General features: G+C 58.3%; 25 protein-coding genes. 12 read left to right on the forward strand and 13 right to left on the reverse strand.

Annotation, left to right across the window (positions count from 1 at the left end; translation table 11 throughout):
- Positions 1–13 precede the first annotated feature (13 nt).
- The 6 genes from QRN85_RS06660 to QRN85_RS06685 form a co-directional block, all read right to left on the reverse strand.
- Positions 14–1,063 carry a Gfo/Idh/MocA family protein gene (locus QRN85_RS06660; protein ID WP_113221278.1) on the reverse strand — a complete coding sequence of 350 codons (1,050 nt, stop codon included), beginning with the start codon at positions 1,061–1,063 and terminating at the stop codon, positions 14–16.
- Between the two features lie 6 nt (positions 1,064–1,069).
- Entirely contained in the window at positions 1,070–1,855 is a 786-nt protein-coding gene (locus QRN85_RS06665) for a ThuA domain-containing protein (protein WP_112963160.1), read from the reverse strand.
- A gap of 62 nt (positions 1,856–1,917) precedes the next feature.
- Entirely contained in the window at positions 1,918–2,946 is a 1,029-nt protein-coding gene (locus QRN85_RS06670) for an ABC transporter ATP-binding protein (RefSeq protein ID WP_112963161.1), read from the reverse strand.
- 11 nt (positions 2,947–2,957) lie between these two features.
- Positions 2,958–3,791 (reverse strand): carbohydrate ABC transporter permease, encoded by an 834-nt coding sequence (locus tag QRN85_RS06675; RefSeq protein ID WP_113221277.1) that lies wholly within the window; start codon positions 3,789–3,791, stop codon positions 2,958–2,960.
- Positions 3,788–4,762: a carbohydrate ABC transporter permease gene (locus QRN85_RS06680; RefSeq protein ID WP_062588929.1), complete on the reverse strand. Its 975-nt coding sequence runs from the start codon at positions 4,760–4,762 to the stop codon at positions 3,788–3,790. Before QRN85_RS06680 ends, QRN85_RS06675 begins: the two co-directional genes overlap by 4 nt.
- A gap of 66 nt (positions 4,763–4,828) precedes the next feature.
- Positions 4,829–6,094, reverse strand: coding sequence for an ABC transporter substrate-binding protein (locus QRN85_RS06685; protein WP_113221276.1), 1,266 nt, complete (start codon positions 6,092–6,094; stop codon positions 4,829–4,831).
- A gap of 268 nt (positions 6,095–6,362) precedes the next feature.
- Here QRN85_RS06685 and QRN85_RS06690 point away from each other — a divergent pair, with 268 nt between their 5' ends.
- Both QRN85_RS06690 and QRN85_RS06695 read left to right on the forward strand, forming a co-directional pair.
- Positions 6,363–7,379, forward strand: a complete 1,017-nt coding sequence (locus QRN85_RS06690) for a substrate-binding domain-containing protein (RefSeq protein ID WP_062588979.1) — start codon at positions 6,363–6,365, stop codon at positions 7,377–7,379.
- A 140-nt stretch (positions 7,380–7,519) separates the two neighbouring features.
- Positions 7,520–7,714, forward strand: coding sequence for a hypothetical protein (locus QRN85_RS06695; RefSeq protein ID WP_113221275.1), 195 nt, complete (start codon positions 7,520–7,522; stop codon positions 7,712–7,714).
- 346 nt (positions 7,715–8,060) lie between these two features.
- Here QRN85_RS06695 and QRN85_RS06700 read toward each other — a convergent pair whose 3' ends face one another.
- From QRN85_RS06700 to QRN85_RS06715, 4 genes are all read right to left on the reverse strand, one after another.
- A complete protein-coding gene (locus QRN85_RS06700) occupies positions 8,061–8,249 on the reverse strand; it encodes a hypothetical protein (protein ID WP_284756699.1) in 189 nt (62 codons plus the stop codon).
- 138 nt (positions 8,250–8,387) lie between these two features.
- Positions 8,388–8,771 (reverse strand): response regulator, encoded by a 384-nt coding sequence (locus QRN85_RS06705; RefSeq protein WP_112963165.1) that lies wholly within the window; start codon positions 8,769–8,771, stop codon positions 8,388–8,390.
- Positions 8,761–12,171 carry a chemotaxis protein CheB gene (locus QRN85_RS06710; RefSeq protein ID WP_284756698.1) on the reverse strand — a complete coding sequence of 1,137 codons (3,411 nt, stop codon included), beginning with the start codon at positions 12,169–12,171 and terminating at the stop codon, positions 8,761–8,763. The genes QRN85_RS06705 and QRN85_RS06710 overlap by 11 nt, the downstream gene beginning before the upstream one ends.
- 32 nt (positions 12,172–12,203) lie before the next feature.
- Entirely contained in the window at positions 12,204–12,788 is a 585-nt protein-coding gene (locus QRN85_RS06715) for a PAS domain-containing protein (protein ID WP_244475491.1), read from the reverse strand.
- Between the two features lie 333 nt (positions 12,789–13,121).
- Between QRN85_RS06715 and QRN85_RS06720 the strand changes: the two genes are divergently transcribed.
- Complete coding sequence (locus QRN85_RS06720) at positions 13,122–13,310, forward strand: Flp family type IVb pilin (protein WP_113094295.1); 189 nt, start codon at positions 13,122–13,124, stop codon at positions 13,308–13,310.
- 15 nt (positions 13,311–13,325) lie between these two features.
- On the opposite strand, the gene QRN85_RS06725 is transcribed toward QRN85_RS06720, so the two are convergent.
- Positions 13,326–14,219 (reverse strand): methyltransferase domain-containing protein, encoded by an 894-nt coding sequence (locus QRN85_RS06725; RefSeq protein ID WP_113094312.1) that lies wholly within the window; start codon positions 14,217–14,219, stop codon positions 13,326–13,328.
- A 61-nt stretch (positions 14,220–14,280) separates the two neighbouring features.
- On the opposite strand from QRN85_RS06725, the gene QRN85_RS06730 reads away from it, so the two are divergent.
- The 4 genes from QRN85_RS06730 to QRN85_RS06745 are packed head-to-tail and all read left to right on the forward strand — an operon-like array spanning position 14,281 to position 16,681.
- The gene (locus tag QRN85_RS06730) at positions 14,281–15,057 is read left to right on the forward strand and encodes a ComF family protein (RefSeq protein ID WP_284757234.1); all 777 of its coding nucleotides are present in this window, start codon (positions 14,281–14,283) and stop codon (positions 15,055–15,057) included.
- A gap of 49 nt (positions 15,058–15,106) precedes the next feature.
- The gene (gene grxC, locus QRN85_RS06735) at positions 15,107–15,361 is read left to right on the forward strand and encodes a glutaredoxin 3 (RefSeq protein ID WP_062588920.1); all 255 of its coding nucleotides are present in this window, start codon (positions 15,107–15,109) and stop codon (positions 15,359–15,361) included.
- Between the two features lie 34 nt (positions 15,362–15,395).
- Complete coding sequence (locus QRN85_RS06740) at positions 15,396–16,256, forward strand: carbon-nitrogen hydrolase family protein (protein WP_113221272.1); 861 nt, start codon at positions 15,396–15,398, stop codon at positions 16,254–16,256.
- Positions 16,253–16,681: a DUF1178 family protein gene (locus QRN85_RS06745; protein WP_284756694.1), complete on the forward strand. Its 429-nt coding sequence runs from the start codon at positions 16,253–16,255 to the stop codon at positions 16,679–16,681. Before QRN85_RS06740 ends, QRN85_RS06745 begins: the two co-directional genes overlap by 4 nt.
- 18 nt (positions 16,682–16,699) lie before the next feature.
- Here the strand turns inward: QRN85_RS06745 and ubiG are convergent, their stop codons facing one another.
- The gene (gene ubiG, locus QRN85_RS06750; protein ID WP_113219714.1) at positions 16,700–17,446 is read right to left on the reverse strand and encodes a bifunctional 2-polyprenyl-6-hydroxyphenol methylase/3-demethylubiquinol 3-O-methyltransferase UbiG; all 747 of its coding nucleotides are present in this window, start codon (positions 17,444–17,446) and stop codon (positions 16,700–16,702) included.
- Between the two features lie 219 nt (positions 17,447–17,665).
- On the opposite strand from ubiG, the gene QRN85_RS06755 reads away from it, so the two are divergent.
- Positions 17,666–18,490, forward strand: coding sequence for an SH3 domain-containing protein (locus QRN85_RS06755; protein ID WP_162739324.1), 825 nt, complete (start codon positions 17,666–17,668; stop codon positions 18,488–18,490).
- A 58-nt stretch (positions 18,491–18,548) separates the two neighbouring features.
- Here the strand turns inward: QRN85_RS06755 and QRN85_RS06760 are convergent, their stop codons facing one another.
- The gene (locus QRN85_RS06760) at positions 18,549–20,405 is read right to left on the reverse strand and encodes a DEAD/DEAH box helicase (protein ID WP_112963171.1); all 1,857 of its coding nucleotides are present in this window, start codon (positions 20,403–20,405) and stop codon (positions 18,549–18,551) included.
- 355 nt (positions 20,406–20,760) lie between these two features.
- On the opposite strand from QRN85_RS06760, the gene QRN85_RS06765 reads away from it, so the two are divergent.
- From QRN85_RS06765 to prmC, 4 genes are all read left to right on the forward strand, one after another.
- Complete coding sequence (locus QRN85_RS06765) at positions 20,761–22,038, forward strand: aspartate kinase (protein WP_062588909.1); 1,278 nt, start codon at positions 20,761–20,763, stop codon at positions 22,036–22,038.
- Between the two features lie 170 nt (positions 22,039–22,208).
- Positions 22,209–24,476, forward strand: coding sequence for a phosphoenolpyruvate--protein phosphotransferase (gene ptsP, locus QRN85_RS06770; RefSeq protein WP_062588906.1), 2,268 nt, complete (start codon positions 22,209–22,211; stop codon positions 24,474–24,476).
- A 29-nt stretch (positions 24,477–24,505) separates the two neighbouring features.
- Positions 24,506–25,585 carry a peptide chain release factor 1 gene (prfA, locus tag QRN85_RS06775; protein WP_284756689.1) on the forward strand — a complete coding sequence of 360 codons (1,080 nt, stop codon included), beginning with the start codon at positions 24,506–24,508 and terminating at the stop codon, positions 25,583–25,585.
- 38 nt (positions 25,586–25,623) lie between these two features.
- Complete coding sequence (gene prmC / locus QRN85_RS06780; RefSeq protein ID WP_502870750.1) at positions 25,624–26,448, forward strand: peptide chain release factor N(5)-glutamine methyltransferase; 825 nt, start codon at positions 25,624–25,626, stop codon at positions 26,446–26,448.
- Positions 26,449–26,716: the final 268 nt, after the last annotated feature.

A 26,716-nucleotide genomic window follows, 5' to 3' on the forward strand; every position in this document is an offset into this window, starting at 1 on the left:
TGAGAGAAACCGGTCACGCCGTGACCGAAATTTCGCGTCTTTCGCGGTCGGTGACGATGGAGAGATCCAGCACCTTCTGCAGGTTCGCAGCGTGGCGGAAATCCGGGTCTGCCTTGCCACCTTCCATCACGGCCTTTGCGAATTTCTGGTAGTTGGTTTCCACCGGCTCCACCTCGATATCCCGCCAGATCGCTTTTTCCACATCCTCGCCGAGGCAGCCGCGCAGGGTGGAATAGTCGGGCGTGTGGATCACCTCGACCGCACCTTTGTCGCCGTGCAAGCGAAGGCGCAACTCATTGAGGTGCCCCGTTGCCCAGCGACTGGCATGGATCACGCCCATGGCGCCGTTTTCAAGCTCGGCGGTCATGGTGAAGCTGTCATTGGCGTCGAGATCGTAGACGTCGATCTTGTTGCCCTCGTATTTGTCGAAGGTCTTAAGGCGTGTGAAGATGCGGTCGACATCGCTGGCTGCGCCGTAGGATGCGAAGTCGAGAATGTGGATGCCCACATCGCCCAGCACGCCGTTGGAGCCGTGCTTGGTGGACAGGCGCCAGAGCCACTTGCTCTCGGTCATCCAGTCCCCCCAGGCTTTGGAAACCAGCCAGCTTTGCAGATAGGAGGCTTCCAGATGGCGCATCTTGCCGATCTTGCCATCCAGAACCATCTGCCGCGCGGCCTGCAGCGGTGCCACATTGCGGTAGGTCAGGTTGACCATGGCGACGAGGCCGGATTTTTCCGCAGCATCGGCCATTTCCGCGGCCTTGGCATAGGTTTCGGCCAACGGCTTTTCGCAAAACACATGCTTGCCCGCCGCCAGAAGCTTCAGGCTGGTCGGGTGGTGAATGGCATCCGGCGTGACATTGGCAACGGCATCGAATTCGCCCCAGGCAATGGCATCGTCCAGCGATGTGAAGGTCGTTGGAATATTGTGGCGCACGGCAAAGGCCCGCACGATGACGTCATCCACATCGACAGCTGCGACCACTTCGACGCCAGAAATCTGCGAGAAGTGCATGGCATGGGTATTGGCCATGCCACCTGTTCCAAGAATAAGAAGTTTCATGATTGATTACCTGTAGCCTGCTTCGCCTGCGGAGTGCAGCTTGGGACCACGCTCCTCAATCTTTTCCGGTGCCTGCTCAACCGGCACGTTCGGGGCCTCGTGAATGGAGGTCAGCGCGCCAGCGGGGTTGTAGGCCCACTTCACAGAGTTGCTGATGACCTTCTGGACATTGGCATCGTGATAGGTCGGATAGGTCTCGTGCCCTGGGCGGAAATAGAAGATGTTGCCCGCGCCGCGCCGCCATGTCAGGCCGGAGCGGAAGACTTCGCCACCCTGGAACCAGGAAATGAAGACGGTTTCCAGCGGCTCAGGCACGGAAAACTGCTCGCCATACATTTCCTCATTCTCGAGTTCGAAATGTTCCGGCAGGCCAGCCGCAATCGGGTGGCGCGGGTTGATGGTCCAGATGCGCTCGCGTTCGCCCGCCTCACGCCATTTCAGCGCGCAGGGTGTTCCCATCAGTCGCTTGAACGGCTTGCAGAAATGGCCCGAATGCAGAACGATCAGGCCCATGCCTTCCCAGACGCGCTTGGCCACGCGCTCGACGATCTCGTCGTTGACGGCGCCGTGGTCCTTGTGGCCCCACCACACCAGAACATCTGTCTTGTCCAGCCGCTCCTGCGAAAGGCCGTGCTCCGGCTCCTGCAGCGTGGCAGTGGTCGCATTGATGTCGGGCGAAGTGTTCAGCGCGTCGGCAATCGTGTTGTGCATTCCGTTGGGATAGATCGAGCGAACGGTCTCGTTGATATGTTCGTGGATGTTCTCGCCCCAGACGACGGTATTGATGGTCATGTCATGCTCCTTGAAATTCCGGCATGTGGGAGAACAGCCGGTGAAGATGTGTGTCGAGCGCCTCAGGCGGCGCGTGTTTGTGCTTTGGGCAGGGCCTTGCCCTCGGCGTCAAAGCGATGGATGTGTTCGGGCAGGGGAAGAAGGGTCAGCCTGTCACCGGTCTTGCGGGCAGAAACGCCGTCTTCGCGCACCACCACCGGCTCTTCCGTTCCCATGTCAACGTAGATGTAGCTGTCGGAACCCAGCATTTCCGAATGGACGATATCGCCTTCCCAACCGCCACTGTCGGCGGCCGTTGCAGTAATATGTTCAGGCCGGATACCAACCGTATGCGCACCATAGGCTTGCGCCAATTTGCCCGTCAGAAAATTCATCTTGGGAGATCCAATGAAGCCTGCCACGAATGTATTGACCGGTGTCTCGTAGAGTTCAAGCGGCGTGCCCACCTGCTCCACACGGCCATCACGCAATACGCAAATTCGGTCTGCAAGCGTCATGGCCTCCACCTGATCATGGGTAACATAGATCATTGTCGTGTCGGGCATACTGCGGTTCAATTTGGCTATTTCGAGACGGGTTGCAACGCGCAGCGCCGCATCAAGGTTCGATAGCGGCTCATCGAACAGAAAAACCTTGGGATCGCGCACAATCGCCCGGCCAATGGCCACGCGCTGGCGCTGGCCACCGGAAAGCTGCTTGGGCAGTCGCTCGAGATAGGGCGTCAGTTGCAGCATTTCCGCTGCCACTTCCACGCGCTTGCGGCGCTCGTCTTTGGTGGAGCCCGCAAGCTTCAAACCGAAGGCCATGTTTTCGAACACGGTCATGTGCGGATAAAGCGCATAGGACTGGAACACCATGGCGACACCACGGGCGGCGGGCGCCAGACGGTTCACCACCGTATCGTCAAAGGCCAGTTCTCCGCTGGTGATTTCTTCCAGGCCGCAGATCAGCCGAAGCAGTGTGGACTTGCCGCAGCCGGACGGGCCGACGAACACCATGAACTCGCCGGAGCGGATGTCCATGTCGACACCCTTAATCACATCGAAGGCACCGAAGGATTTGCGAACATTGCGCAATTGTATGCTGGTCATGAATGGGTCTCCTAACCTTTGACGCCACCGGCGGTCAGGCCGGAAATGATGCGTCGCTGGAAGATCAGAACAAGGATGACGAGAGGAACGGTCACGATGACGGAGGCCGCCATGATGGTTCCCCAGGGAATTTCGAACTGGGAACTGCCCGACAGCAGGGCAATAGCCACCGGCACCGTGCGCTGCTCGTTGGACGAGGTGAATGTCAGTGCAAACAGGAACTCGTTCCACGCCGCGATGAAGGCCAGCAGACCGGTTGTCACAAGTGCCGGCCACATCAAGGGCATGAAGACCTGCGTGATGATGACCCAGGGTGACGCGCCGTCAACAATGGCCGCTTCCTCGATTTCGACAGGCAGATCTCGCATGAATGTGGTCAGAACCCACACCGTGAAGGGCAGGGTAAAGATCATGTAGGAGAAGATCAGCGCAAGTGGCGTGTTGAAGACACCGGCCCAGCGAATCAACTCGAACAGTCCTGCAAGCACCGCAATCTGCGGAAACATCGAGACGGAAAGAATCGTCAGCAGGAGCAGCGAACGTCCTTTAAACCGCACCCGCGCCAGTGCATAGGCTGCGGTAACCGCAAGAAACAGTGACAGGGCCACCACGCAGGAGGCAACCATCAGCGAATTTCCAAGATTGCGCAGGAAGCTGTCATTGCCCAAAACATTTGTATAATTGGCCAGTGAAATGCTGGTCGGCACATAGTTCACTTCAAACAGCGCCGTGCCGGTTTTGAAGCTTGTCAGGATTGCGTAGTAGAAGGGAAACACCGCCACGATGACGATGATGGCGACCAGCGCATAGAATGCAGCCGACTTGATAAGGGATGAAGCGGTCATCGTGCATCTCCATCGGTGTTCACCCGGCCAAGCCACATATAGATGATGGTGATGGATGCGATGATGAGGAACAGCATGGTCGACGCGGCCGCGCCATAGGCAAACTTGTCGAAATCGAACAGGTTCTCGCGGGCAAGGACAGACATCGTTCTCGTCTGCGCATTGTTGGGCGTCAGAATGTAGATGAGGTCGAAAACCCGCATGGCATCCAGCATCCGGAAGATGACCGCGACCATCAGCGCAGGCCGGATCATCGGCAGCGTGACACGCCAGAAAACCTTGATCGGATGAATGCCGTCAACCTTGGCGGCCTCATACATGTCCTTCGGCACCATCTGCAGCCCGGCGAGAATGAGCAGCGCCATGAAGGGCGTCGTCTTCCACACGTCGACGATCAGCACCGCTGTCATCGCCGTTTCGGGATTGGCGGTCCAGGCAATCTTTTGCGAGATGAGCCCAAGGCTCAGCATCATGTCATTGAGAATGCCGAATTGGTCGTTCATCATCCAGGCCCACATGCGCGCGGATACGATGGTTGGAATGGCCCATGGAATGAGAATGGCAGCGCGCACAATGCCCCGCCCCTTGAATTCGGCATTCAGAACGAGCGCGACAATCAGGCCCAGCACGGTTTCGACGGAAACGGAAACCAGCGTGAACTTCAGCGTGTTCCACACCGCGCCCCACCAAGCGGGGTCGGCAAGCAGGCCGCGATAGATGGTGCGGCCGCTGCTCAGCGTGATCCAGGAAAGATAATTCTTCAGCCCGACAAACTGGGCGTCGGAAAGGCTGGTCAGCGATGCGTCGGTCAGGCTGAACCAGACGGTTCTGACCAGCGGCCATCCGGCAACCAATGCCAGCGTGAGAAATGTCGGTGCAAGAAAAAGCCAGGCGGCGCGCAGACGTTCCGATTGAAGATCGGAGCCCGTCATTGCTGCAGCCGCAGGCGGCGGAGAAGCGTTTTTGGTCATGGAAAGGTCCCACCGGTTTAGCAGTGGTCAGGCGGCAGGTTAGGGCCGCCTGACTGTTAAGGCTGATTACCAGCTGTTGCCCTTGAGATCGGTGAGCTCGACTTCAAGCAGTTCGAGGTTTTCGGCGGCCGTGCCGGTGCCCGACAGGGTGTTGTGAACAGCACCCCAGAACTTGGCGGAAACCTCGTTGTACTTCACCTTTGTCGCAGCCGAAGGACGCGGAACCGCGGTCTCGAAGATAGGCTTCCACAACGGCATGAATGGCTGCGCGGCGGCCACATCCTTGTCATCGTAAAGCGATGCGATGGTCGGCATGTTGGAAAGCTCGACGGCTCTCTTCTTTTGCGTTTCCTCGGAAGACAGGAATTTCACCAGCGCGATGGCTGCCTCCTGGTTCTTGGAATATTTGGAAACTGCCGCATTCCAGCCACCCAGCGTAGAGGCGCCTGCCTCGCCTTCGGTACCGCCGGGCAAAGGCACGACACCGAATTTGCCCTTGATGGCGCTGTCGTCACCGTTGCCAAGCGCATAGACATAGGTCCAGTTGCGCATGAAGACGGAATTGCCGGTCTGCCAGACGCCGCGTGCTTCCTCTTCCTTGTAGGCAAGGGCGCCCGGCGGGGAAATGGTGCCAATCCAGCCCTTGGCGGTTTCAAGGGCGGCTGCGGCCTTCTCGTTGTTGATGCTGATATCGCCATTGGCTTCAACGATATGTCCGCCGCCGGCAGAGGCAATCCATTCCAGCGCGTTGCAGGTCAGGCCCTCATAGGCGCTGCCCTGAAACACGAAGCCCCACATATCCTTCTGTCCGGCTTCGCGCTCCTTGTCCTGGATTTCCTTGGCTGTCTGCGACAGCTCAGCCCAGGTCTTGGGTGGCTGCTTGCCGTGTTTTTCCAAGAGGTCCTTGCGGTAGAACAGAGCCGGCGCGTCGGTGTACATCGGCATGGCCACCAGCTTGCCATCAACGGTCTGCGAGGCGATCACGGATGGGAAATGCTTGGCGACCACATCCTTTGCGGCGTCCGTCAGGTCGACAAACTGTTCCGCCAGCTGGGGTGCCCACACCACGTCGGTCTGGTAGACATCGATATCCGTATTTCCGGCGGCCAGCCACAGGCGATACTGGCTAAACTGTTCGCTAGACGAAGGCGGCATTGTCACCATCTTCACCTTGTGGCCGCTCTGCTTTTCAAACTCCGCCAGCCGCTCGCGAATGAAGTTCACGTTCTTGCCCGTCGAATTCAGGGCCATCGAGATTTCGGCAGCCTGCGCTGCGAAGCCCGTGGACAGCACGCTGCCGCACAGGAACAAAACTTTCATTGAAACATTCATCGTCAAAACTCCTCCATGCCGATTTCAATCATCCTCTAAATTGAAAACGCTTTCGACTTCGCAAAGCTGGCAAATTCGAAGCACAGTGTCAATGGGTCCCACTTGAAGCGCTATTCAGCCTGTTAACGGGTAAAATGTCGCAAAGTTTCCATGTGATTCCAATATATTATTGGAGTTGAAAGTGGTGTATTGAAACCGCTTTCAAAACTTTGCCGCTTGAAACTTTCTGTTGATGGCCGCATTCAAAAGAAAAATCCGGCGGGGACTCATGAAACTCAAGGAATTCGCGGAAAAGGTCGGCTTGTCTGCGACGACCGTCAGTCGCGCGCTAGGCGGGTACCCCGAGGTGCGCCCAGAAACACGCGAGCGTGTCATGGAGGCGGCTCGCAAGTTCGGTTACCGGCCCAACGCCAATGCCGTTCGTCTGGTGACCGGGCGGGCAGGGGCCATCGGCGTCGTCATGGGGCGCAGCGGCGGAGGCCATTTCTTTTCCGAATTCATGGGCGGCATGGCAAGTCGGCTCGAGTCCGAAGATACGGACATCGTCGTCAGCGTCACCACCGATAATGATCTTGGCGAAGAATTGCGCATCTTTTCGCGCCTTGCCGCCAGCGGTCGTGTGGATGGAATCATCATTCATTCGCCGCGCCCCGATGACGAGCGTATCGCGCTTTTGGACAAGCTCGGCGTGCCATTCATCGTCCACGGGCGCTCACGCACCAAGTTCGAACATGCCTGGCTCGATATCGACAATCACGCGGTAACCTGTCTTGCGACAACGCATCTTCTGGAGCGCGGCCACCGCAGGATTGCCTTCATCAACGGTCCCAAGGGCCGCACCTTCGTCATCGACCGTGAGAACGGCTACCGGGATGCCCTTGGCGGCGCTGAGGTCGAGTTCGACCCGCGTCTGGTGCTGTCAGCCGCTTTCAGCGAGGAAACCGCTTTCCAGTTTGCCCGGTCGTTGCTGGAGCAGGCTGCCCGCCCGACCGCCTTTGTGGCTGGCGCGATGATGACGGCGCAGGGCGTCTATCGTGCGGCCAGCCAGCTCGGGCTCGTCATCGGCAAGGATGTGTCCGTTATCGCCCATGATGACGTCTTTCCGTATCTTACGCCGGAAAGCATGTTGCCTTCGCTCTCGACCACCCGGTCTTCTCAGCGCATGGCGGGAGAGCGGGTGACGGATCTGCTGCTGCAAATCATCGCCGGACGCCCCGTTGCGGAGTGTCAGGAACTCTGGCCGGTGGACCTGGTGTTGCGGCAATCGTCCGGTCCGGCCCCGTGATCATATTCGACGCAATACCGTAACGGATTGTCAAAAATCTGTGTGATATGTTTGCTATAATGCATTTAAGCTGTTGCTTCCGTTCGGAGGGAACGCAGGCCGCAGCTTATGCGTTATGATGCTCGAATAGGGAGGAAGCCATGTTCGATTTTCTGAAAGCAGCACCGCACACCATCGTCGATGGAGACGAGACCGGCACCTATGCCGATGCCTTCCTTCAGATGAAAGACGACAAGTCCGACTTAGGCTTTGTGCGCGAGTACGGTCATGAAGCGCACCTGCGAGACTATGGAGACCAGCGGGAAGTCGCGCGCAGCGCGCTTGGCTTCGCATAATGCCTTTTTAGGAACTCCTTTCCCATCGGAGCGTTTACCTTTCGAGAAATGAGGCGGGCAACGGGGCAAGAACGGACTGATCTCGGCAAGCGCAAGCGGACCGAACGGCGACTTCAAGCCCATTGCCCGCCTATAACAGGAAGGGTTTGCTATGACCGCTATTCCAACAGAACCGGTGCCGGGCCCGGTACCACCGCTCCCGCCTCAGCCACCTGTCCCACCCGTGGGTGAACCAGAGCCTGACCGTTTACCTGACGATGAGCCGCTTCCAAACCCGGACGAGAACGACGAGCCTCCAATGGTCCTTGCGGCCTCCTAGCGCGATCACAAATTGGTCGCCAACGGCTTAAGGAGTGATGGAATCTTCGGGGTTTCTGTCCGCTTCGCAGCTGTAGCCCTCAGCGTCGTATTCCCTAATCGTGAAATCATAATCGCTGGGCAGGCCTTGCGCCTGCTCGGTGTTCGTGATGCCAAATGGTATCATTGTTCCATCTCTGTCAGACACGCAAACCTCTACAACTGTTTTCTGTGTCATGACACTGTTCCTTAAGATCTGGAATCAAAAAGCCGCGCCCGGCCCCACTTCGGTGGGTCTGGAACGCAGCACGTGGTGTTAGAATGTCGCTGGCTCGGAAAGGTTCCGCGAAAAGCGGTTAATTTTTTCGAAGTCGCCTCAGGCGCTCGCGGTCCGTCGAGGTGCCGGGGCGTCCAGCAGTCTCTCGATCTGTTGTATCAGACTGCTCGGCAGGCAAGGCTTCTGACAAAAAGCGGATTCGGGATATTCGCGTTCTAATGCCTTTCCATCGGCGTGACCGGAATGAAAGACGAAGGGAACATTGGCTTCCCGCAGGCGATCAGCGACAGGGAAGACGTCGCCATCAGTCAGGCGCACGTCAAGAATGGCACAGCTGGGCGTGTTATCGGCGAGATAATCCAGAGCTTCTTCAGTGCTTGGAAACGGTCCCGCGACGGTCCAACCCTCGTCTTCAAGCGTCATCTGAATGTCCATCGCGACGAAAACTTCGTCTTCCACCAACAAAACAGTCTTATGCGTCATGTCGTACCTTGATCTGCATTGTCAGGGTATGCGTAAGGCTCGCCCCGTCCACTTCGGTTGTCACTGCGCCGCCCAGTTGCCGGGCAGCACTTTTCATGAGAACCGTACCAAAACCGGCCGCTCCCGGCTCCTCAACGGGCTCAGAACCGATTTCGTTCCAAACCAAATGAATTTCTGTTTCCGTTTCACGCCAGTTGATCCGAAGCTGACCTTCGGATTTGCCGAGAACACCATGTTTGAGGGCGTTCGTAGACCATTCGTGAAGAATGAGAGTCAGCGGTGTAATGAAGTTGACGGCGATGAGGAAGTCTCGCCCTTCGACCTTAATCGAGGCGTGCCGGTTGTAAGGCGTCAAGATGGTGTCGATCAGCTCATGCACCGGTACCGCAGATGTCCGCTTTTGGTTGGATGCAAGCGAATGGGCGCTTCCGAGCGCCAGGATCCGCCCTTCGACATCTTTTACCAGACCCTGAACCGTGTCGTGCTTGCGCGCTGCCATGCGCAAGATGCCGCCGATCATCGCAAAGAGGTTCTTTACGCGGTGGTTCATTTCGTTGAGCATCAATTCGCGTGCTTCCGACAGCTCATGCTCTGCCGTCACATCGACGCTGACGCCGATGATCCGAACAGGATCGCTCTCTGCCACGTGCCGAGCAAAGGTCTTCAGCCACCTTGGGCGACCGTTATGCGCCGTGATGCGGGATGTCAGCTCGAAGCCGGTATGGCCGTCCACTGCCGCATCAAGCGCATCGCGCAGCTGCTGACGGTCGACATCGTTGAAATTCTGAAGCACGGCTTGCAAGGCAGGCGTGCCGTCGCGTGTCTGCAGGAGCTCCATCGCGGCACCGCCCAGCACGAACTCGCCGCGGTCAGGCAGATATTCCCATACACCGATGCCAGCAGCCTCGATTGCAAGCTCATGCCGCTCCTGCTCGGCAGCCAGCTGGCTTTCGACATTGATGGCATGGGATATGTCGGTCATTACGATCGTTGCGCCGTCAATGGTCCCCTCGGCGGTCCGATAGGGCAAGATACGCAACGAAAACGTTCGCTCCTGCTCCCTGTCGAGCACCGTCTCGTTATATTCCGAACCGTCTTCCATCACGCTTTGGACGCGGGCCGTAAAGTCGAAGGAAGGAAAGCGGCTCGCGACATCGGAAAGTGGACGCCCGCGGTCTGTCGGTTGCAGGGGAAACATCGCCGTTGCCGCCCGCGTGTAGGAGCGCAATCTCATGCCCCTGTCCAGCACGATAACCGCAAGACTGGTCGAATCGAAGAAATTCCGCAGATCCGTGTTTGCGACAGTGACCTCGTCGACTTTGGACTTCAGTTCGTCGTTGACCGTCGTCAGTTCCTCATTGGTCGATTGAAGCTCCTCATTCATCGACATCATTTCTTCATTGGAGCTTTTCAGCTCCTCATTGGCTGTTTCCAGTTCCTCGGTGGCTGACCGCAGCCTGTATTTCGCAGAGCGCAGTTCCCGCTCCAACGCCTCCACATGGCCGTTGCCCGGCTCCAGCTCAATCAGTTCACTTGGCTCAAGCGGGGTGAATGTGGAGGTCTCCTGAAACACCAGAAGAAATGCGTTTTCTTCCAACGGATCGCAGACAATTTCCGTCTTCAGCATGCCAAAATCGGTCACGACGTCGATATTGCGCGCCACCACCCTGCGCCTCAAAGTATTCGCCTGTCGCACCAAGGCACCGAGTTGTTCCTTTACACCCGGGCGGGCGAGTGTGGCGGCGCTGGTTTCGTTGGTGCCGGACACGGGGAACTCAAAGTAGCGACTCAAGCGTCCGAAGGCAGCGACGATCTGGCCGTCGCTGTCCAGCACCACACTGGCAGGAGCGTAGCGCTCCATAAGGCGGGTCGTGGCCATCTGTTCGATGGTGTCAGAAATCTTTGGTGTTTCGGCCCGAGAAATGGCCTTGTGGCGTTCATGCCGCTCACCCGGCAGCGGAATCGGATAACTTGGCGAGCCCGGCAGTCGCTCGAAAAGGCGCGCTTTCTGGTCGATCACCGAAAACACGCTGTCGAAACGCCCCACGCTTTCCGATGAGCCCAGAAACAGAAAGCCACCCGGGCGGATTGCGTAATGCAGCAGTGGCATGACGGTTTTCTGAAGCGTGTCATCGAAATAGATCAGAAGGTTGCGGCAGGATACCAGGTCAACCTTGGAGAAAGGCGGATCCTTGATCAGGCTGTGACCCGAAAATCGGATCATATCGCGAATCTGGCCGATGAAGTTGAACCGCTCCTTGTGGGGAATGACGTAATATTCCTGAAGCTCCTGCGGAATGTCGGCCAGAGACGCTATCGGGTAGGAGCCATCGCGCGCAATCTTCAACATGCTTTCGTCAATGTCAGTGGCGAAAATCTGCACGTTGCATGGCATATTCAACGCTCTCGCAGCCTCGGCAAACAGAATGGCAATCGTGTAGGCTTCCTCACCACTGGAACAGCCGGGAATCCAGACACGTACACCCTCTTCGGTTCCTTCCGCGTCCTCCATCAGCTTTTTGATGGCGGATTCGTAGAGAACATCGAACGAATGCCGGTCGCGGAAAAACCGCGTAACATTGATCAGGAGATCGCGGAAAAGCGCGTCGCATTCGCTGTGGTCTGATTGAACGCGGGCAAGATATTCGTAGCCCTTGCTGATGCCCAGCACATGCATCCGACGCTCTACACGGCGCACGAATGTCGTCTGTTTATAGCCCGTGAAGTCGTGACCGATCGTGCGTCTCAGCGCCCCGCAAAGGTCATCGACGATATCGATGACCTTTGATGCCTCCCGCTTATCGACATCTTGGCTCCTGCGAAAGAAGAACCCGCCGATGCAGGCGAGTATCTTTTGTGGCGGCTCCACGAAATCGACAAGGCCGGTGCCGGTTGCTGAGACTGGCATGCCATCATATTTTGCGGTGGCGGGATCCTGTACGACGCAAAGACCGCCATATTCCTTGATCGCACGCAGACCGGTCGAACCATCGGCTCCTGTTCCGGAGAGAATGACGCAGGCCGCATTGGCCTGCTGGTCATTGGCGAGCGAGACAAAAAAGTCGTCGATGGGGCGTCGCAAGCCACGTGGCTGCGCAAAATCGCTTAGCACGAGCCTTCCCTGTTCAATGCTCAGCCCCTTGCCAGGCGGAATGATGAACACCGTGTCGGCTTCAATCTCCTCACCACCTTCGCACTGGCGCACGTTCAGCTGAGTGTGACGATCAAGAAGTTCCGCCAGCATACTCTCGTGATGTGGATCCAGATGCTGCACCACGACGAAGGCTAGACCGGTTGGAACTTTCGCGGGGCTTAGCATTTCGCGCAAAGCTTCAAGGCCACCGGCAGACGAGCCGACGCCTACAACGGGTACGGGGTGAACGAGAGGTTCCTGAGGCAAATTCTGTCCTTGCAATTTCGAAAGCTTGACTGTCAATACGGAGAGTTCTGTTCCAGTTCCGCCAATGTCAGTTTTGCTTGGGCGATGGTCGTCGTCGAATTGGCGATCGTCGCAAGCGTGCCTTCGATCATGATGTTGTGGTCGTCAAGAAGTGGCTTTATCCGAGTCAGCGCGCTTCCAAGCTCGGACTCGTAGTCCTGCAGCAGATTTGGATGGGCACGGCTGATGTCGAATTGCGAGGCGAGGATATACCTGACCACGCCGGATCCTCCGGTCAGTTTTGACATGAACAGCAGGTTGACGAAGGGCTTGCCATCCTTCTTGAAGTTGACGATCGGTGTTCTTACGGTTGCCGGGCCGTCGGCGCGCAAAAAGTCGTGGATCTTGGCACGGGCCTCATCGTTAGGTGCTTTTTTTCCAGACGGGCTCGTTTGCAAAAACCTGCAATTCTTGCCCAGCACGTCGCTGCTGTCATATCCAGTCAGCTTGCAGAAGGGGTCATTGACCAGTGCGAGGCGGTTGTCTGCGTCGGCAAAGGACATTGCCAGCGCAATAGTGGATTTTTGGAAGAAATCCTGAAGCGGACCATTGATTTCAAGCTGGTTCATCGTGCTCATCGTTCAAACTTTTTGCAGGCCGTGGAATAACCGTCTGGTTGTTGAAAGGCTCCACGCAAAAGCACGGCAGGCCGTTTTCCGGGCGCGGATGCGGATATTACTGCAGTATTATGCAGCAAGATCAATGCGTATTGCCTAAAAAATGAATGCAAAATCTTGCTGCAAGCCGCAGCGGTATCGTCTCGGCGTGCTGCACTACACGGTATGGACGCATTTCGTGCGCGTGGCACTCCGGCGGTTCGCCGTGTAACGCTTTGCATACTTTGTTGCTGTAGGCTGCAATCTGCATTAACTGCGGCGCGTCCTGCGCACAGGATCAAGGGAATTTCGGGGATGGCGGGCTTAGGTGTGCAGAAATTGATCGCGCTCCGCAATGATCGAACAGGGGCAACCGCAATCGAATATGGTTTGATCATTGCCATCATTTCGGTGGCCGTTATCGTGGGAATGGAAAGCATTCGCGACAGCATTCTGGCCATGTTCGATCTGGTGGCGACGACTTTCACCAACGCTAGCTCCTGATAATCCTCTTGACCGTCACTTTCCGCCCGGCGGCAGCTTGATCTCTGCTGTCTTCAAGGCGTCCGCCAGACGATGTTTCGCCGAACCGGGTTTGAGCGGTTTCTGCTGGCTTTCATGCGGTGCCCAGCCGGAAACATATATGATCGAGAAAGTGGCACGGATGCGGCCATCGGCATCACTGTATCGTTCCGCGTAGAGTTCCGCTGCGCGCATCAGAAAGCGCCTGTTCAGCGGTCTGCGGCTGCGTCCAGTCAGCGGGTTCGCCATGCCCATGGCACGCAGGTCCCGCATCAGGGGTAAAATCGAGTCATATCGCACCGTATAGGTTTCCGTATCGGTGACCGGCAGGGCAAAGCCCGCCCGTTGCAAAAGCGCACCCACATCGCGCACATCGGCAAAGGGCACGACGCGGGGGCTTGCGCCACCCGTCAGTTCCGCCTCGGTCGTTAACAGAACATCGCGAAGCTCCTGCAGCGTTCCGCTTCCCGGTATGGCGGCCAGAAACAGGCCGTCGGGCTTCAATGCACGGCGGATCTGGATCAGCGTACCGGGCGTGTCATTGGTCAGGTGCAGGGATAGCGGTGATACGATGAGGTTTGCCGACGCCGGTGGCAGCGGCACGTCCTCAAGCGGCGCAACCTCGATGGCCTCGCCATCGCCTGCAAATTCGGCGTCGGTCTCCACCCTTGTCACGGCGTCGACTTTACCGGTCTGCAACAGGCGCTGCGCCGTTACACCCGTTGCGCCGTGCAACTCCACCGCCGTTTCGAAGTGGCGCTCGACAATGGCAATCCGGTCTGCCAACTCCTCCGCGGCAATGTCCAGCAGGAACAGGGCCTTGTTGTCGCCAAGGTGCAAAGCGCGCTTGCGGTTGGCGGCAATCAGACGAGGGTCGAAAACTATGTCCATGGCATCATCCATCCAAACTTTGCAGTCGCAAAGGCACCCGTTCGCGCCTATTGTCAACTCCATGGGCTACGGGGAAAAGCTGTTTTCGAGAGGTGTTTGCGCCTCGGTGCTGGGCGGTATCGCGCGCGCCGTTGCGGATATTGTCTATCCGCCGTCCTGCGTTGGCTGCGGCCGACAGACACAAAAGGGCGGCGCGTTTTGCGTGTCGTGCTGGGCAGGCGTTCATTTCATCGAGCGGCCCTATTGCGAGGTGCTCGGCATTCCCTTTGCCCGTGATCATGGTCCTGCTGTCCTGAGTGCGCAAGCTATTGCCGAGCCGCCGCCCTTCGAGCGTCTGCGGGCGGCGACCATTCATGAAGGTGCGGCCCGCAGGCTGGTGCATCAGCTGAAATATCTCGACCGAACCGATCTTGCCCGGTTGATGGCATCATGGATGCTGCGGGCGGGCGATGGGGCGGTAAAGGCGTGTGATTATATCATTCCGGTGCCGCTACATCGCCGCCGGTTTCTGGCACGCCGTTTCAACCAGTCAGCGGAGTTGGCCCGTCACCTGTCGGCGCTGTCCTCAAGGCCGTTGCTGGCGTCCACCCTGGTCAGAATCAAGCCCACCAGCAGGCAGGTAGGACTGTCGGCCCGCGCCCGCAAGGAGAACGTGCGCGGGGCCTTTGGCATCGCGTCAGGGCGGGAAGGGGACATCACGGGAAAGCGCATCGTGCTTGTCGATGACGTTTACACCACAGGTGCGACGGTGTCGGCTGCGGCGCGTCGTTTGAAGAAGGCCGGCGCCGCAGATGTCACTGTTTTGACCTTTGCAATGGCGATTTCCGGGCCTATATGACACGGCAGGGAAACGGGCCCACAGGCCCATAATGCAAGGGATATGACTGATGGCATCCGTTACGATCTACACACGGGATTTCTGCGGCTATTGCGCCCGTGCCAAGGCTCTTCTGGAGAGCAAGGGCGTCGAGTTTACCGAATATAATGCCACGGCACATCCTGATTACCGTAAGGAAATGATGGATAAATCCAATCGCAACACATTCCCTCAGATCTTCATCGGCACGCAGCATGTCGGCGGCTGTGACGATCTGCACGCGCTGGATCGCGACGGCCAGCTGGACGCGCTTCTGGCCAACTGACATCGACAAGACGACGACATAAGGGAACGCAAAGATGAGCTTCAAGGCCGCCGCAATCCAGATGTGCTCGGGCACCGATCCGAAAACCAATGCCGAGACCATGGAACGGCTCATTCGCGAGGCAGTCAGCCAGGGCGCGGTCTATGTTCAGACGCCGGAAATGACGGGTGCGATCCAGAAGGATCGCGCCGCGCTAAAAGCGGTCCTCAAGGATGAAAAAGGCGACATCGTGGTGCTGACGGCTGCAAAGCTTGCGCGCGAGCTTGGCATTTACGTCCATGTTGGCTCCACCGCCATCGCCCGCCCGGATGGCAAGATCGCCAATCGCGGTTTCCTGTTTGCGCCCGATGGCGAGCGTATCTGCACCTATGACAAGATTCACATGTTCGACGTCGACTTGGACAATGGTGAAAGCTGGCGCGAAAGCTCGGCCTATGAACCCGGCACGCAGGCGCGTGTCGCGGAACTGCCTCTGGCGACATTCGGCTTTGCCATTTGCTACGACGTGCGTTTTCCGTCGCTGTTTCGGACCGAAGCTGTGGCAGGCGCTGAAATCCTTACGGTTCCCGCCGCCTTTACCCGCCAGACGGGCGAGGCGCATTGGGAAGTCCTTTTGCGCGCCCGCGCAATCGAGAACGGGGCGTTTCTGATTGCCGCGGCGCAGGCCGGCACCCATGAAGATGGTCGCGAGACCTTTGGTCACTCCATGATCGTCGATCCCTGGGGTAACGTTCTGGCGGTCGCAGGCGGTGAGGGCGAGGAAATCGTCTTTGCCGATATCGATCCTTCCGCGGTCACTGCGGCCCGCAGCAAGATTCCCAATTTGAAAAACGCCCGCGATTTCAATCTCGAAACGGTCAGGAACGCGGCTGCTGCGGGAGGCCGCCAGCAGTGATCCGCTATTCGCTCCGTTGCGAAAAAGCCCATGAGTTCGAGGGCTGGTTTTCCGGTAGCGCCGATTTCGACGACCAGCATCAGCGCGGCCTGATCGGCTGCCCGGTTTGCGGCTCGGCACAGGTTTCCAAAATGCTGATGGCGCCCTCGGTCTCAACCGCGCGCGAAAAGGAGGCCACGCGCACGCTGGCACTCGATACGGCCCAGAAGCAGGCTTTCGCGAAGATCAGGGAAACGCTCGCCACCATCCGTGCCAATGCCGAGGATGTCGGCGACAAATTCCCGGAAGAAGCCAGGAAGATCCATTATGGCGAAGCGGAAGAGCGTGGCATCATAGGCCAGGCAAGCGCGCAGGAAGCCCGGGCGCTGATTGAGGAGGGTATCGAGGTCGCACCCCTTCCGGTGCTGCAGGATGACGTCAACTGAGGTATCGCCCGGTGGCGCTTAGGCCGGGCGTTTGGCCAGCACCATGTAGTTCACCTCCATGTCCGGGGAGAGGTTCCAGCGGTCCTGAAGGAGATTGTAGAAAACGCCCGTGCGATGGATGATCTCCATTCCATCTGCAAGCATCGGCTTTTCCAGTTCGTCAGGGCGCACCAGCTTTTCATATTGGTGGGTGCCGCGCGGCAGCCAGCGCAGCACGTTCTCAGCAGCGAAAATCGCAAGCGCGCGGGCTTTCAGCGTGCGGTTTATGGTGGCGGCAAACATCAGCCCGCCGGGTCGCACCATCTTTGCGCAGGTCGCCACAAACAGGTCGACGTCGGCCACGTGTTCCACCACTTCCATGTTGAGAATGACATCGAAGGTCTCGCCAGCCTGTTGCAGCTGCTCGGCGGTCACGGCCCGATAATCCACAGGCACATTGTTTTCGCGCGCGTGTGTCGAGGCGATGCCGATGTTCTTTTCAGAAGGGTCGGCCCCCACCACATCGGCACCCATGCGCGCCACAGGCTCGGACAGCAGACCGCCGCCGCAGCCGATATCCAGAACCCGCAGACCTTCCAGCGGGCGGTGGCCCTTCGGGTCGCGGCCAAAATTGGCGCAGACGCGGTTGCGGATATAATCCAACCGAACGGGATTGAACTTGTGCAGCGGGCGGAACTTGCCGGTGGGGCTCCACCACTCCGCAGCCATGGCGGAGAAGCGGTCCACTTCGCTCTGGTCGACGGTCGTCTTTGCGCTCTCGCTCATGGTGATGCTCCATTCTGTCCTGTCCCTGAAGTCGGATGATTGACCTGTGAAGTCAAGGGGCGGCCGCCATCATCACAGCCAGCAGAGCTGCGCCTTCCTGTCGCAAGGAACTGAAATCAGGGGCTTTTCGTTTCATGCTGCGTTCATCATCAAGGGCGTATTTTCTGCAGCGTTGAAAGCCGATGTCGGCGGTCAAGCCTGTGCTTGAGGGAGAATGAAGTGAAGAAGAAACTGTTTGGTGCCCTTGCGCTGCTTGCGCTTGTTGCAGCCCCGGCCATGGCTGAAGCGGCGACGCAGGGTTTCGCCACGGCCAATGTCAATATGCGGTCTGGCCCCAGCACGGCCTATCCCGCCGTGGTTGTCATTCCCAACGGCGAACCGCTGACCATCCATGGCTGCCTGTCCGACACGCCGTGGTGCGATGTATCGTTCAGCTATGGTCGCGGCTGGGTTGCTGGCCGTTACGTCCAGGCCATCTATCGCCAGAACCGTGTCTATGTGGAGCCGCGCTACTACCGTGATCTCGGCGTGCCGATCATCACATTCGAAGCCGGCCGCTACTGGGACCGTTACTACCGTGACCGCGATTTCTATCGTGAGCGTGACCGCTGGCGCCGTCCGGCCGGTGGTGGATACTGGAATGCGCCGCCGCCCCGCGGTGGTTATGATCGCCCCCGTCCACCTCGCGATGAATGGCGCGATCAGCGTGGCGATGACCCGCGTGGCCGCGGCCCGAATGATGGCCGTTGGGAAGAGCGCTATGGCGACTGGAATCAGGATGATCGGCGTCGTCCTTCCCTGCGTGACAACGACAATGACCGTCCGCAGTGGAACAACGACTCCCGCGACCGCAACTCCGTCCGCGACCTTGAGCGTGACAGACAGCGCGACAGGGATCGCGATCCCAATCGCAGCGATTTCAACCGCCCCCGCCCGGATGGCAGTGGCAGACCGCGTCCCGATGGCAATCTGCCACCAAGACCGCCACAGGAAAATCAGGTGTTCGGCTGCATCGTCGGCTCGCCCGGTTGCCCACCGCGATAAGCCCAACAAGGCTGCATGACATGAAAAAACCCGGCGGAGATATCCGCCGGGTTTTTCGTTAGGTGCGATCCTGCTTCTTCGGCCCGCGTTTTTCAAAAGGCTTGTCTTTTTTGCCTTCGAATTTTGCTGGCTTGCCGCCGCTCGAATGGTCTCCGGCAGGCTTGGCCTTCTTCTTCCAGGGCTTGTCATCGCCGGGACGACCGCCAGCATTGTCGGACTTGACGAATTTCTTCTGCGCTCTCGGTGGGCGCGTGTCCTCACGGTTGGCGCCGGTCATGTCGGGCTTGCCGTCCATGGCCTTCACGCGAATGCCCTTTTCCAGCATCATGTCCTTGCCAAGCGCCGAAGTGAAACGGTCCACCGCATCTGCGGCCAGTTCCACATAGGTCTCGGTCTGCTGCATGCGGATCGCGCCGATGTCCTGGCGTGTCAGCTTGCCGAAGCGGCAGAGCATGGGAATAAGCCAGCGTGGTTCGGCATTCTGCTTGCGACCCACAGACAGTGTAAACCAGCCGCTGTCGGAAAAGTCGGAACGGTCGCGACGCGGTTCGTTGTTTTCCACGTGTTCGAAGCTGTCGCGACGTGGCTTGCGGCCATCCAGCGAAACCTCGGCAATATCTTCCGGTGCAGAGCGACCGGAATGATAGAGGCGCACGAAAGCAGCGGCGACCTTCTCGGCACCATGCTGTTCCAGCAGCTTGGTAACGAAATCGCGCTCGTCGTCATTGACGTTTTCCTGCAGGGACGCATCGGCCAGAAGCCGCTCGCCATCGCGTTCGATGATCTCTTCGGCAGATGGCGGACGCACCCAGGCGGGACTGACCTTCGCGCCTTCCAGCAGGCGCTCGGCCTTGCGGCGCTGGCTCATTGGCACAACGATCGCGCTGACGCCCTTCTGGCCCGCGCGGCCGGTACGGCCCGAGCGGTGCAGCAATGTTTCGGAATTGGTCGGCAGATCGGCGTGAATAACCAGTTCCAGCCCCGGCAGGTCGATACCACGTGCAGCAACGTCCGTCGCCACGCAGACCCGGGCGCGGCCATCGCGCATGGCCTGCAGCGCGTGCGTACGCTCGTTCTGGCTCAACTCGCCAGACAGTGCCACGACGGAGAAGCCGCGATTGTTCAGGCGTGCTGTCAGATGGTTGACGGCGGCGCGGGTGGAGCAGAACACAATGGCATTGCGGGCTTCATAAAAGCGCAGCGCATTGATGATGGCGTTCTCGCGGTCGGATGGCGAAACCACCATGGCGCGGTATTCGATATCGACGTGCTGCTTCTGCTCGGATGTCGTTGCAACGCGCACGGCATTCTTCTGGTAGCTTTCGGCAAGCTTGGCAATGCTGCGCGAAACGGTTGCCGAGAACATCAGCGTGCGGCGCTCCGCTGGCGATTCTTCCAGAATGAATTCCAGATCTTCGCGGAAACCGAGGTCGAGCATTTCGTCGGCCTCATCCAGCACCACGGCGCGAATGGACGAAAGGTCCAGCGCCTTACGCTTGATGTGGTCGCAAAGGCGGCCGGGTGTGCCGACGATGATGTGGGCACCGCGTTCCAGCGTGCGGCGTTCGGCGCGGATGTCCATGCCGCCAACACAGGAAGCAATGGAGACACCGGTGAATTCGTAAAGCCATTCCAGCTCGCGCTTCACCTGCATTGCAAGTTCGCGCGTCGGAGCAATGGCGATACCCAACGGGGCGCCTGCGGGGCCGAAGCGGCCGTTCTTCTGCAACAGCGTCGGCGCAATGGCGATGCCGAAGGCAACGGTCTTGCCAGAGCCCGTCTGGGCGGAAACCAGCGCGTCCTGTCCATCCAGCTCAGGCGCAAGCATCGCCTTCTGAACAGGTGTCAAATCTTTATAGCCGCGTTTTTCCAACGCCTGTGCAATCGCCGGGGCGATACCCTGGGTTTCTGTCATATACCGTCTTTCGGATATTGGGCTGCCTGCATCCGCTTGAAACCATTAGATCATAAGGGTTATAAAGCAGCCGACACGGGCCATTTCGGCCATTCAGCCAGTTGAATTGACGCGCTCATACTGGAAATGGCGAGGTTTGTACAGACCACAGCGGTACGCTTGTCGCATTGGAACACGCGTGTGGGGTTCGGCTTCGCCTTCAAGGCGTACCGTGCGGTCCATAAACGGCATTGCGTGGACCATGCCTTTTCGCTATGAGACCCGCAACTTGAGGCCTTTTCCTTCAGGGGAGGCCGACTGGGTTGTGCTCTTGCCCACCGCGTCCGGTGGCAAATTGGGATGGTACTGGTCAACTATGGCTCGCATTGTCATGAAATTCGGCGGCACGTCCGTCGCAAATCTCGAACGCATTCATAATGTCGCACGGCATGTGAAACGCGAGGTGGATGCTGGCCATGAAGTGGCCGTCGTCGTTTCCGCCATGTCTGGCAAAACCAACGAGCTGGTGGACTGGGTTCAGAACACGCCGAAGGTTGCCGGTTCCAAGGAGACCTCCTTTTACGATGCGCGCGAATATGACGCCATCGTCGCATCCGGCGAACAGGTGACCTCGGGTCTTCTGGCCATTGCCTTGCAGTCCATGGGCATCAATGCCCGTTCCTGGCAGGGCTGGCAGATCCCGATCCGCACCGATAACGCCCATGGCGCCGCCCGCATTCTGGATATTGATGGCTCCGATATCATTCGCCGCATGGGTGAAGGCCAGGTTGCCGTTGTTGCCGGTTTCCAGGGCTTGGGCCCGGACAACCGCATCGCGACGCTGGGTCGTGGTGGTTCCGATACGTCGGCTGTTGCCATCGCTGCTGCCGTCAAGGCAGACCGTTGCGATATCTATACCGATGTCGATGGCGTCTATACGACCGACCCGCGCATCGTGCCGAAGGCGCGCCGCCTGAAGAAGGTGGCCTTCGAAGAAATGCTGGAAATGGCGTCTCTTGGCGCAAAAGTCTTGCAGGTTCGCTCGGTCGAACTTGCCATGGTGCACAAGGTTCGCACCTTCGTACGCTCCAGTTTCGAGGATCCCGATGCGCCGGGCATGGGTGACCTTATCAATCCGCCCGGTACTTTGATTTGTGACGAGGAAGAAATCGTGGAACAGGAAGTCGTAACCGGCATCGCCTATGCCAAGGATGAAGCACAAATCTCGCTGCGCCGCTTGTCAGACCGGCCGGGCGTGTCTGCTGCCATTTTCGGACCGTTGGCCGAAGCCCATATCAATGTCGACATGATCGTGCAGAACATCTCTGAAGATGGTTCGCGCACCGACATGACCTTCACCGTGCCCTCGGGCGATATGCCAAAGGCCATCAAGGTTCTGGAAGACAACAAGACGCAGATCGGCTTTGACGTTGTTCAGAACGAGACGGGTCTGGCCAAGGTGTCGGTCATCGGCATCGGCATGCGCAGCCATGCGGGCGTTGCGGCCAGCGCTTTCAAGGCACTTGCTGAAAAAAACATCAACATCAAAGCCATCACGACGTCGGAAATCAAGATTTCCATTCTTATTGACGGTGCCTACGCGGAACTTGCAGTTCGTACTTTGCATTCTGCTTACGGTCTGGATAAGAGTTGATTCTGTAACGTCGATACACGTCATCCGATTCTTTTCGGATTGATTGAGTCCTAGACGTTGCGTTGACTGCGCATCCCTGCCGTACGGCTTGCTGTGCAGGCTTTGTTTTGGGGGATCCTTTGATGCGGGCCGTCGTGGCCCGCATGTGAAGGTGTCAGGGAGCACACGCGATGAGAGACCTTTCCGCAGGTCCACGCGTTCTTCTCAAGCGGCTTCGCGAAATGATGGCGGAGCACCTTGAGCCACAAGAGCGCCTCGACCAGATTGTCCGACAGATCGCCAGCAACATGGTGGCGGAGGTTTGCTCCGTCTATGTGCTACGCTCGGACAGTGTGCTGGAGCTTTATGCCACCGAAGGATTGAATAAGGACGCCGTCCACCTTGCCCAGTTGAAAATGGGGCAAGGTCTTGTCGGCACCATCGCCGCATCGGCCCAGCCGCTTAATCTTTCCGATGCGCAGGCGCATCCTGCATTCCGCTATCTCCCTGAAACAGGTGAAGAAATTTATCATTCCTTCCTGGGTGTACCGATTTTGAGATCCGGTCGCACTCTTGGCGTTCTTGTCGTTCAGAACAAGACCAGCCGGACCTATCGGGAGGATGAAGTTGAAGCGCTTGAAACAACCGCGATGCTTATTGCGGAAATCGTGGCGAGCGGTGAATTGAAGAAAATCACCCGTCCCGGCGTGGAATTGGACCTGACACGGGCCGTTTCCATCGATGGCGATGCCTATGGCGAAGGCATCGGCCTTGGTCACGTTGTCCTGCACGATCCGCGAATCGTCGTCACCAATCTGCTCAATGAAGATGCCGACATGGAAATCACGCGGCTTGCCGAGGCGATCGGCTCGCTGCGGCTGTCCATCGACGACATGCTTCAGCGCCGCGATGTCGCGACCGAAGGCGAGCATCGTGAAGTTCTGGAAACTTACCGCATGTTTGCCCATGATCAGGGCTGGGTGCGGCGCATGGAAGAGGCCATTCGAAATGGCCTGACGGCGGAAGCTGCGGTCGAGAAGGTGCAGAGCGATACCAAGGCGCGCATGATGCGCCTGACCGATCCCTATCTGCGTGAGCGGATGCATGATTTCGATGATCTTGCTAACCGGTTGCTGCGTCAGCTGATCGGTTTTGGTGGTCGCGGACCAGAGCAGGAATTTCCGACGGATGCCATCGTTCTGGCCCGCGCAATGGGTGCCGCCGAACTGTTGGACTATCCGCGCGAGAAACTGCGCGGGCTGGTTCTGGAAGACGGCGCGGTTACCAGCCACGTGGTCATCGTCGCCCGCGCCATGGGCATTCCCATCATTGGCCAGGCGGTCGGCATCGTCGCGCTCGCCGAAAACAACGATCCCATCATCATCGATGGCGACGACGGCCAGGTGCATCTGCGCCCCGTCGTAGACCTGCAGCGCGCCTATGAAGAGAAGGTCCGCCTGCGCGCCAAGCGTCAGGAACAGTTCCGCGCGCTTCGCGATGTGGAGCCTGTCAGCAAGGATGGCGTGCGCGTCGATCTGAAGATGAATGCCGGCCTGCTGGTCGATCTGCCGCAGCTGGACGAATCCGGCGCTGACGGCATCGGTCTGTTCCGCACTGAGCTGCAATTCATGATCGCCTCCAACATGCCGAAGGGCGAGGAACAGGAAGCATTTTATCGCAGCGTTCTGCGCAACGCCAAGGGCAAGCCCGTCACCTTCCGCACGCTCGATATCGGCGGTGACAAGGTCGTGTCCTATATGCGCGGTCAGGAAGAGGAAAATCCGGCGCTTGGCTGGCGCGCCATCCGCCTGTCGCTCGACCGCCCCGGTCTTATGCGGACCCAGATGCGTGCCCTGCTGCGCGCCGCCTCGGGTGCCGAACTGCGCATCATGCTGCCGATGATTACGGAAGTGGCCGAAATCCGTGCCGCCCGCGAGCTTCTGCAGAAAGAAGTGCAGCATCTGTCGAAATTCGGCCATTCGCTGCCGCGCAAGCTGCAATTTGGCGCCATGCTGGAAGTGCCGTCGCTCATGTGGCAGCTGGATGAGCTGATGTCTGAAGTCGATTTCGTCTCTGTAGGTTCAAACGACCTTTTCCAGTTCACCATGGCGGTGGATCGCGGCAACGCCCGGGTTTCTGACCGTTTCGATAATCTTGGCAAGCCGTTCCTGCGAATCCTGCGCGATATTGTCCGGGCCGGAACACGCAACAACACCCATGTCACGCTCTGTGGGGAAATGGCGAGCAAGCCGCTTTCCGCAATGGCGCTGATCGGTCTTGGGTTCCGCTCGATTTCCATGTCGCCAACAGCCATCGGTCCGGTCAAGGCCATGCTGCTGGGACTGGATGTGGCGACGCTTTCGGAAGAGCTGGAAGCGGCACTTGACGACAACAAGTCGGTGGAAAGCACGCGCCAGCTGCTTTTGCGCTTTGCAGCGACCCATTCCATCCCTATTTGAGAATGACGAAAAATTGGAGTGTGTGACAGGTGGCGAAGCTTCCCGTCGAGAAAATGCGTGAGCTTGAGCGGCGTTTCGGTGAAATCGAAGCGCGCATGTCGGCTGGCCCTGCCGCCGATGTCTATGTGAAGCTTGCGTCGGAATATTCGGAATTGCAGCCGGTGGTCAAAACCATTCGGGAGTATGAGAAAGCGCTGGCAGAAGTGGCCGATCTCGAGGCACTTCTTGCCGACAAGTCGACTGACAGGGACATGCGCGAACTTGCCGAAGCCGAGCTTCCGGAAATGTCGGAGCGTATTGAGCAGCTCGAGAAAGACATGCAGATTCTTCTTCTGCCGAAGGATGCTGCGGATGAGAAGAGCGCCATCGTTGAAATCCGTGCCGGTACGGGCGGTTCGGAGGCTGCACTTTTCGCTGGCAACCTCTTTCGCATGTATGAACGCTTCGCCAGCACCAAGGGCTGGAAGGTCGAGGTTCTTTCCGCCAGCGAAGGGGAAGCAGGGGGCTTCAAGGAAATCATCGCCACCATTACCGGACGCGGCGTTTTCTCCAAGCTGAAGTTCGAATCCGGCGTTCACCGCGTTCAGCGCGTCCCGGAAACCGAAGCGAGCGGGCGCATCCACACCTCTGCGGCAACGGTTGCTGTTCTGCCAGAGGCTGAAGAGATCGATATCGAAATTCGCCCTGAAGACATCCGCATCGATACGATGCGCGCTTCGGGCGCTGGCGGCCAGCACGTCAACACCACGGACTCGGCGGTGCGTATCACCCACCTGCCGACCGGTCTTATCGTGACGTCGTCAGAAAAATCCCAGCACCAGAACAGGGCGAAAGCCATGCAGGTGTTACGTTCGCGTCTTTACGATATCGAGCGCCAGAAGGTCGACAGCGAAAGGTCGGCGGACCGCAAGAGCCAGGTCGGCTCCGGCGACAGGTCTGAACGCATCCGCACCTATAATTTCCCGCAGGGGCGCGTGACCGATCACCGCATAAACCTCACCCTTTACAAGCTGGACCGCATGATAGAAGGCGATATCGATGAGATGGTCGATGCCTTGATCGCCGATTATCAAGCCGGCCAACTCGCCCAGCTTGGCGAACAGCAGTGACGGGAACTTCGCGCACCGTTCGCGAGCTCGTCGCTGCGATGCGTGCGCGTCTTGCCGCCGCGCAACTGGCCGATCCACTGAACGATGCGCGTTTGTTGATCGGCGAGGTGCTTGGCTTCTCGCTTACCGACTTCCTTCTGAATGATCAGCGGCCTGTGAGCGCAGATGAATTCGCGCGGATAGAGGCCATGATTGCCCGTCGTGAAAGCCATGAACCCGTGCACCGCATTCTAGGCCACCGCGAGTTCTATGGCCTTGATCTGCTCCTGTCGCCCGGCACGCTGGAACCTCGGCCCGATACGGAAGTGCTTGTCGATGCTCTGCTGCCTCACCTCCGACGCTTGGTTGCAGTCAAGGGTCAGGCCCGCATTTTGGATATGGGTATCGGCACGGGTGCTATCTGTCTTGCGCTTCTCCACGAATGCCCGGGCGCGACGGGCCTCGGCAGCGATATCTCACGCGACGCTATTCAGACGGCGCGAAGAAATGCGGAGCGTCATGGCTTGGCTGACCGGTTTGAGACCGTGGAAAGCAACTGGTTCGACCAAATTTCCGGTCGTTTTGACATAATCGTGTCGAATCCGCCCTATATACGGTCAGACGTGATCAGAACGCTGGATCGTGATGTCAGGGATTTTGATCCGATGGCTGCACTGGATGGCGGCGAAGACGGGCTGGCGCCTTACCGAGCCATTGCCGAAAATGCAGCGGATTTCCTTGGGGATGACGGGCTTGTCGGCCTTGAAATCGGATATGATCAGAAGCTAACTGTGACGGCCCTGTTTGAGCACAACGGGTTTCGGTGCGTCGAAGCTGTGAAAGATTTTGGCGGCAATGACAGGGCATTGGTATTTTGCAAATAGATTGCATCAATCCTATATGCTTTTTGTTCAAGGATATTTTGCAAAGCAAAAGAAAAGGCTTGGATTTCCGCAGGAAGCGGGATAGTTTGCGGCAACATGCTGGGTGGCTGAGGGCGAATTTAGATTCGCCAGAGTATGGATCAGTCCCGAAGCGGGTTTCTTTTAGAACCCTGAAAGGCTGGGCATTCCCGGCATGTGAATCAGTAAACTTTGTTCGCAGGCGGCTCGATGCAGCATTTGCGCATCCGGGCATTATACGCGAGGTCTT

Source organism: Agrobacterium sp. fls2-241-TYG-188a, from assembly GCF_030209845.1.

Bases quoted from the DNA above. Each gene is read 5' to 3' on its own strand.
- QRN85_RS06660 (WP_113221278.1), bottom strand. From the start codon at position 1,063: ATGAAACTTCTTATTCTTGGAACAGGTGGCATGGCCAATACCCATGCC.
- QRN85_RS06665 (WP_112963160.1), bottom strand. From the start codon at position 1,855: ATGACCATCAATACCGTCGTCTGGGGCGAGAACATCCACGAACATATC.
- QRN85_RS06670 (WP_112963161.1), bottom strand. From the start codon at position 2,946: ATGACCAGCATACAATTGCGCAATGTTCGCAAATCCTTCGGTGCCTTC.
- QRN85_RS06675 (WP_113221277.1), bottom strand. From the start codon at position 3,791: ATGACCGCTTCATCCCTTATCAAGTCGGCTGCATTCTATGCGCTGGTC.
- QRN85_RS06680 (WP_062588929.1), bottom strand. From the start codon at position 4,762: ATGACCAAAAACGCTTCTCCGCCGCCTGCGGCTGCAGCAATGACGGGC.
- QRN85_RS06685 (WP_113221276.1), bottom strand. From the start codon at position 6,094: ATGAATGTTTCAATGAAAGTTTTGTTCCTGTGCGGCAGCGTGCTGTCC.
- QRN85_RS06690 (WP_062588979.1), top strand. From the start codon at position 6,363: ATGAAACTCAAGGAATTCGCGGAAAAGGTCGGCTTGTCTGCGACGACC.
- QRN85_RS06695 (WP_113221275.1), top strand. From the start codon at position 7,520: ATGTTCGATTTTCTGAAAGCAGCACCGCACACCATCGTCGATGGAGAC.
- QRN85_RS06700 (WP_284756699.1), bottom strand. From the start codon at position 8,249: ATGACACAGAAAACAGTTGTAGAGGTTTGCGTGTCTGACAGAGATGGA.
- QRN85_RS06705 (WP_112963165.1), bottom strand. From the start codon at position 8,771: ATGACGCATAAGACTGTTTTGTTGGTGGAAGACGAAGTTTTCGTCGCG.
- QRN85_RS06715 (WP_244475491.1), bottom strand. From the start codon at position 12,788: ATGAGCACGATGAACCAGCTTGAAATCAATGGTCCGCTTCAGGATTTC.
- QRN85_RS06720 (WP_113094295.1), top strand. From the start codon at position 13,122: ATGGCGGGCTTAGGTGTGCAGAAATTGATCGCGCTCCGCAATGATCGA.
- QRN85_RS06725 (WP_113094312.1), bottom strand. From the start codon at position 14,219: ATGGACATAGTTTTCGACCCTCGTCTGATTGCCGCCAACCGCAAGCGC.
- QRN85_RS06730 (WP_284757234.1), top strand. From the start codon at position 14,281: ATGGGCTACGGGGAAAAGCTGTTTTCGAGAGGTGTTTGCGCCTCGGTG.
- grxC (WP_062588920.1), top strand. From the start codon at position 15,107: ATGGCATCCGTTACGATCTACACACGGGATTTCTGCGGCTATTGCGCC.
- QRN85_RS06740 (WP_113221272.1), top strand. From the start codon at position 15,396: ATGAGCTTCAAGGCCGCCGCAATCCAGATGTGCTCGGGCACCGATCCG.
- ubiG (WP_113219714.1), bottom strand. From the start codon at position 17,446: ATGAGCGAGAGCGCAAAGACGACCGTCGACCAGAGCGAAGTGGACCGC.
- QRN85_RS06760 (WP_112963171.1), bottom strand. From the start codon at position 20,405: ATGACAGAAACCCAGGGTATCGCCCCGGCGATTGCACAGGCGTTGGAA.
- QRN85_RS06765 (WP_062588909.1), top strand. From the start codon at position 20,761: ATGGCTCGCATTGTCATGAAATTCGGCGGCACGTCCGTCGCAAATCTC.
- ptsP (WP_062588906.1), top strand. From the start codon at position 22,209: ATGAGAGACCTTTCCGCAGGTCCACGCGTTCTTCTCAAGCGGCTTCGC.
- prmC (WP_502870750.1), top strand. From the start codon at position 25,624: ATGCGTGCGCGTCTTGCCGCCGCGCAACTGGCCGATCCACTGAACGAT.